The 4,712-nt window shown below is 45.9% G+C and carries 3 protein-coding genes; 1 reads left to right on the top strand and 2 read right to left on the bottom strand.

Translation table 11 applies throughout. The features are described 5' to 3' along the window. Positions 1–273: hypothetical protein (locus WBA89_RS16265; RefSeq protein WP_424408166.1), on the bottom strand; the 273-nt coding region annotated here is incomplete at its 3' end. Then, positions 233–3,619, bottom strand: a complete 3,387-nt coding sequence (locus WBA89_RS16260) for a PAS domain S-box protein (protein ID WP_424408164.1) — start codon at positions 3,617–3,619, stop codon at positions 233–235. The genes WBA89_RS16260 and WBA89_RS16265, both read right to left, overlap by 41 nt. A gap of 649 nt (positions 3,620–4,268) precedes the next feature. On the opposite strand from WBA89_RS16260, the gene WBA89_RS16255 reads away from it, so the two are divergent. Continuing rightward, positions 4,269–4,607, top strand: a complete 339-nt coding sequence (locus WBA89_RS16255; protein WP_424408162.1) for a hypothetical protein — start codon at positions 4,269–4,271, stop codon at positions 4,605–4,607. Positions 4,608–4,712: the final 105 nt, after the last annotated feature.

Here is a 4,712-nt window from a genome sequence, read left to right as displayed (position 1 = left end):
ACCAATAACCAATATAGCCTTTATCAGAAAGATGAGGTACTGTCTGGAATAGGGAATAGGGAATAGGGAATAGGGCATAGGGCATAGGGCTATCCTCACTTTTTTGAGAAAGGTTATAACAAATAACAAATAACAAATAACAAATAACAAATAACAAATAACTAATAACAACCAACCAATCACCAACAACCAATAACCAATAACCAATAACCAACAACCAACAACCAACTTTTTAAGTATTGATAGGTAAGCGGATGGTAAAAGTAGAACCAACGCCGACTTGACTGTTTACTGAAATATTGCCGCCCATCATTAAACAAAAACGCTGGCTGATTGCTAGTCCCAAACCGGTGCCGCCGTACTTGCGCGTGGTAGAAGCGTCTGCTTGGGTAAAGGGTTGGAAAATGTGCTGCAATTGGTCTTGATTCATCCCAATTCCTGTATCTGTACAATTAAAAACTAAAATTTCTTTACAGGAATTTGATTGGGGAGAATTTGCCGGAAGTTCATAACGGTTTTCTGGTATTGCTTCGCTGATGTTGTCAGCGGTTTCTCGGCTGGCGCTGAGGGTGATTGTACCGTTTTTAGTGAATTTGGCGGCATTGCTCAGCAAATTTAATAAAATCTGCCGCACTTTGGTAATGTCACCGTACATACTGCCAAGATTGGTAATTTCCTGTAAGTTTAAAGTGTTATTATTTTTTTCGATTAGTGGGGTGGCGGTGTCGGCTACTTCTTCAATCAAGGCGGCGATGTCGAAGGTTTCTAAGTAAAGATCCATGCGGCCGGCTTCGATTTTGGAAATATCGAGAATGTCGTTAATTAGTGACAGCAAGTGTCGGCCGGATGTGCGGATTTTGTCTAAGTCTGGGGTGAGTTCGTCGTAGCCCAATTCTTCGGTTTCTTCTTGGAGCATTTCGCTGTAGCCGATGATGGCATTGAGGGGTGTTCGCAGTTCGTGGCTCATGTTTGCTAAAAATGCGCTTTTTGCGGTGGAGGCGGCTTCGGCTGCTTCTAGGGCGACTTGCAAGGCGGTTTCAAAGACTTTTCGATCGCTAATATCCTCGATGCTGCCTTCATAGTAGAGTACCTCGCCGGCGGCGCTGCACACTGCGCGGGCGCTTTCGGAAATCCAAATTATGCTGCCGTCAACGCGGTAAACTTCTGACTCAAAGCCGGAGATTTGTCCGAATTCTTGCATCACTCGCAAAAACTTCTGGCGCTGCTGGGGATTGACGTAAGCTTGCTGTCTGATGTTTGTGAGATTTGAGATCAATTCTTCGGGATTTGCGTAGCCGTAGATGCGGGCTAAAGCTGGATTTACGCTTAAGAAGCGGCCTTCTGGGGTTGTTTGAAAAATGCCTTCGACTGCATTTTCAAAGATGCTGCGGTATTTTTGTTCTGCTTGACGCAGTGCGGTTTGCGTGCGATCGCGATCGCTAGCTTCGATCGCCAACGATACCAAATCTGCGAGGGAAGCAACAAAATTTTGTTCTTCAACTGTCCAGTGGCGAACACTTCCGGCTTGTTCGATACAAATGACTCCGACTGTTTGTCCTCCCAGCCGCACCGGCGCATCTAAGGTTGAGGTGATGTTATTTTGTGCAAAGTAAGATGTCACTAATTCTTTGGTTCTAATATCTGACAGAGCGTTGTCGGCTGCGATCGTCCGGTATTCTTCCAAAGCTTTAAAATAAGCTGGATAGTCTGCGGCGGCGATTTGAGTTCCTTGGGAATGCTGGTTGTTGCTGCACCAAAATTGGTCGAGACATTGCAGTTTCGAGCGGCCCTCGTCGTACAACCAAGCTCCGACTCCTTCTGCATCTAAGGTACGAACCGCAGCTTCGGTGATTTGTCTCAAAGCTACTTGCAAATCGCCTCGATAAAGCGCTTTGTTTCTTGCCAATTCTACCAAAACCGTATTTTGTTTGAGCAATTGTTTTTGCCTCATCCGCTGCTGGGATTCGGCTCGTTTTTTTTCGGTAATGTCGCGGGCCACCCAAATTACGGATGCTTCTGACAGGGGCGAAATACTGGCGGCAAAACAAACTTCGCGGCTGTCAATGGTTAAATCGTATTCGATGCTGACTGCTTGCTGAGTATCTAAAGCTGCTCGGATGCGGTTTAAAAAATAGTCGGCTGTAGCTTGCGGAAACAGTTCTCCGATTGTTTTGCCTACTAATTCTTCGGCTGGTTTGTAGAGCAGAGACATATTTGTGGGGGCGACTTTTAAGTAGCGTCCGGTGGCATCCACAACTATAATTAATTCGTTCATGGCTGCAAACAAAGCCCGCAATTCTGCTTCGGTGGCTTCGAGTTCGGCCGTGCGTTCTGTTACTCGCTGTTCTAAACTGGAGTTGGTTTGTTCGAGGGCGACAAAAGACGATCGCAACTGTCTGGCCATCTGGTTGAAAGACTGAGCTAAAAGGCCGAGTTCGTTGACTCCTTTAACTTCGACTTCGCCCTCTAATTCCGAGGATGTGAAGTCGGAGGATTCGGACATTTTTGTTAATGCTTTGGAAGCTTCTAGCAGTCGGGTAATCGGTTGGACAACCCAGCGAGATGTGAAGATTCCGAGGACGATCGCCACTATGAAGGCAAAAAAGCACAATAAGATAGTTGTGCGAGTGCTGGCGTTTATTTGCTCCATAAAGTCTGCTTCCGGGATGACCACTACGATCAGCCAATCGAGGCCGCGGCCGTCTTGCAGGGGAGCGACCGTAATGAATTGACGTTTGCCGTCCAGATCGAAGGTAAACTGTCCTTGGCTGCTAATTTGTCTGAAACTGCCAAATTGTTTTTCCAAGTATGTGGATGCCGATCGAATGAGCAAATTTTTGCTTTGTGTCGCCAACAGCCGTTTTTGTCCGTCTTTGGTGGTGACAAAGGGCAGTTCGTCTGTGGAACTGGCGACTATTTCACCGCTGCGTTCGATCGCAAAAACTTGTCCCGACGGGCTAATTTTGATGTTTTTGAGAAAATCGCTGATTTGAGAAAGAGTCAGGTCAATTGCCAGAACTCCCTGCAGGCTGCCCGTTTGGTTGTAGATGGGCATCACCGGAGTAATCCCCAGAACTGGCTGGGCTGTGAAGACGTAAATCGGAGACCAACTGGCTTTTCCTGACTGTTTGGCAGTTGTGTACCAGGGTCTTGTACGGGGGTCGTAGGGGGCGGTTTTGATTAGCTCAGTGCGATTTCCCTGGCTGTCCAGGCGATAAATTTGGCGGTCGGGAGCGGTTGATTCGTCTCTGATGTATACTAAGTCTTCTGCTTCGCGTTTGAGCAAGAGAAATCTGCCCTGTTCGTCGCCGTAGTAGATGGTTGTAGTTCGATCGCTCAGCTTGGTCTGGTTCCACAAATAGCGCTCTAAATTGGGGAAATCTTCTGGGTTTAAGTTTCCCGAGGCGATCGCAGCAGTATTCATTTGCAGAAACAGGTGAGACACATCCCCAAAACTGCGGAAATTTTCTTTAGTCCGGGCTGCGACTTCCAAGCTCAACCTGGTAGCAAGGTTATTGACGGCTTTCTGGCTGTTGCGAAACGACAGCCATCCCGTTACGCCGACTGCTACGGAGATTTGTACCACCAGGGGTATCAACAAAACTAGGCTCAGTGACATCTTGGGCGAGCTTTTCATCACACAACTGCTCAGACTTTTCAATAACATCAATATTCTTGCACTTACCAGGTTTGCGTGTCATTTGTCGATTAAAAGATGCCCTAGATATTATAAATTATCAAGTTGCACACCAATAGTGAAGTGCCGCAGCCTGCCGCTCAAAATTTGGTTGAGGTTTCAACAGCTACTGTAAGAAATTATAATATTAATTGTGCCACTACTTGTGTGAATTCCCCGATCGCGATCGGGGACGCGGTGCCCAAAAATCACACCCAATCAAACATTATACAACAGCAGGCAAGCCCCGAACCCTTAATCGATCGGTCAGTCCAAATTATTATTTAACCTCAAACCTCAAATTGTCTAAAATCTACAATTCTCTCATTTTCTCCGGATGCCGAACGCCAGCCTTGTCCCTGCTGAATAAAAAATTGATTCTAAATTTTTCTACCAAGCCATCACAAATGTAAGTTATTTGACAATCCCCTGTTAAAAAATTTGCTATTAATAAAATAAGCGGGCAAAATCCCGATCGCGCCAAAAGAGGTTGAACAGTTGAGAGTAGACTGTTGACAGTTGACAAACGGACGATCGCTTGCGCCCCGCTCCGCTACGACCTTTTAGCAAAATAATACTTTTGGAGGATGACATGAACTATACATTTGAAATCGTATCTCCAACTTTATCATTTTTTAACCAGCAGCAGGAATTGCTGCAACAACAGCAACCGTCCGGTGTAGAATACTTGGGAAACCGGAAGTGCACTCTCGATTCCTTTGTGGCATCCGTAGAGATAATTTCTCCCGATCGCGGCTGGGATGTCGATCGAGTCGTAAACACCGTGATTAGTTTCTGGATCGACAACTCCGAGAGCATCCAGTATTGGAAGCACAGGTTGCAGGATGCCGGCAGCGAAAACTTGTTAGTCGCCAGAGTAGGCGATATCAAGTCTTTGCAAGCCGCATTTGAATCGCTGCTGGGCGAATAGGAAAATTAGTCATTAGTCATTAGTCATTAGTCATTAGTCATTAGTCATTAGTCATTAGTCATTAGTCATTAGTCATTAGTCATTAGTCATTAGTCATTAGTCATT

Source organism: Microcoleus sp. (genome assembly GCF_049646505.1).
Classification (GTDB): domain Bacteria; phylum Cyanobacteriota; class Cyanobacteriia; order Cyanobacteriales; family Microcoleaceae; genus Microcoleus.
The sequence above is the reverse complement of the archived record's forward strand: the minus strand, read 5'-3'. Positions and strand labels throughout refer to the sequence as shown.